We start from the raw sequence: 1,399 nt of genomic DNA on the forward strand, positions 1-1,399 counted from the left end.
TTTTACTTTTTGAGTATGGCCAGATTCTTCACCCTTGTGCCATAGTTTTTGCCTGGAACGCGTCCAATACACCGCCTCGCCTAAGCGCAAGGTAGCCAATAAAGCATCACGATTCATCCAAGCCATCATCAAGATATCTTTACTGCCAACTTCCTGGGCAATTACCGGAACTAAGCCCTGCTCATTCCAAGTGACGGCATCAAGCCATGCGCCGGGCTCTAAGGAGTCAACTGGAGAGAAGGAATTTTTCATGCTCATCTTCGAATTATTTTCTTAGTAAAGCTGTCTGCACTTAGATGCGAACAGGAACGCCTTGGCTTGCCATATATTCTTTTGCTTGACCAACAGTGTATTCACCATAATGAAAAATACTTGCCGCAAGAACTGCGTCGGCATGACCTTTGGTAATGCCATCGACCAAGTGCTGCAAATTACCCACGCCGCCAGAGGCAATCACTGGAACGCTCACCGCATCACTTACTGCGGCAGTTAACTCCAAATCAAAACCATCTTTACTACCATCACGATTCATGCTGGTGAGAAGAATTTCTCCAGCACCACGCTGAGCCACTTCAGAAGCCCATGCAACGACATCCATACCAGTAGCAGTTCTACCCCCATGGGTAAAGACTTCCCAATTGCCTGCTTCCGTTTTTTTAGCATCAATGGCAACGACGATGCACTGCGACCCATAATATGCAGCCGCATCCGACACCAAATCTGGATTCGCCACTGCGGATGAGTTCATGCTCACCTTATCAGCGCCAGCATTGAGTAAGCGGCGCACGTCAGCTACAGCGCGCACACCACCACCAACAGTCAGAGGAATAAATACTTGAGATGCAACATCTTCAATGATGTGCAATATGAGATCACGCCCATCAGAGGTAGCAGTAATATCTAAGAAGGTGAGTTCATCAGCGCCTTGAGTGTCGTAGCGTTTTGCAATCTCCACAGGATCGCCCGCATCACGCAGCCCAACAAAATTCACGCCTTTCACAACCCGCCCTGCCGTGACATCAAGGCAAGGAATAATTCGTTTAGTGAGCACTATTAAACAATCTAAATAATTTTCTTAGCGAACTTCAGAGTTAACTCATCAGCATATTTTTGTGCCGCAGTTAAATCTAGATCGCCAGCATAAATTGAGCGTCCAGCAATAACACCCATGACACCCTCAGCTTCAGCTTCACTTAAAGCCTCAATATCTTGATTGTTAGATAGGCCACCACTTGCAATCACCGGAATCCGAATAGCCTGGGCTAATTTAATCGTAGCATCCATGTTGATACCCTTCATCATGCCATCACGACCAATGTCGGTATAGATGATTGCTTCAACACCGTAATCTTCAAACTTTTTTGCAAGATCAATGACTTCATGGCCGGTGATCTTGCTC

At 46.5% G+C, this 1,399-nt stretch carries 3 protein-coding genes; all 3 read right to left on the minus strand.

The genetic code is table 11. From position 1 onward, the window contains the following. A partial coding sequence (locus tag B7X71_RS16885) for a phosphoribosyl-AMP cyclohydrolase (RefSeq protein ID WP_293601596.1) occupies window positions 1-252 on the minus strand: 252 nt, incomplete at its 3' end. A 40-nt stretch (window positions 253-292) separates the two neighbouring features. Continuing rightward, window positions 293-1,051, minus strand: a complete 759-nt coding sequence (gene hisF, locus B7X71_RS16890; RefSeq protein WP_293598327.1) for an imidazole glycerol phosphate synthase subunit HisF — start codon at window positions 1,049-1,051, stop codon at window positions 293-295. Between the two features lie 11 nt (window positions 1,052-1,062). Beyond that, on the minus strand, window positions 1,063-1,399 hold a 337-nt coding region (locus B7X71_RS16895), incomplete at its 5' end, for a HisA/HisF-related TIM barrel protein (RefSeq protein ID WP_293601595.1).

The sequence above is a fragment of the Polynucleobacter sp. 39-46-10 genome (assembly GCF_002282275.1).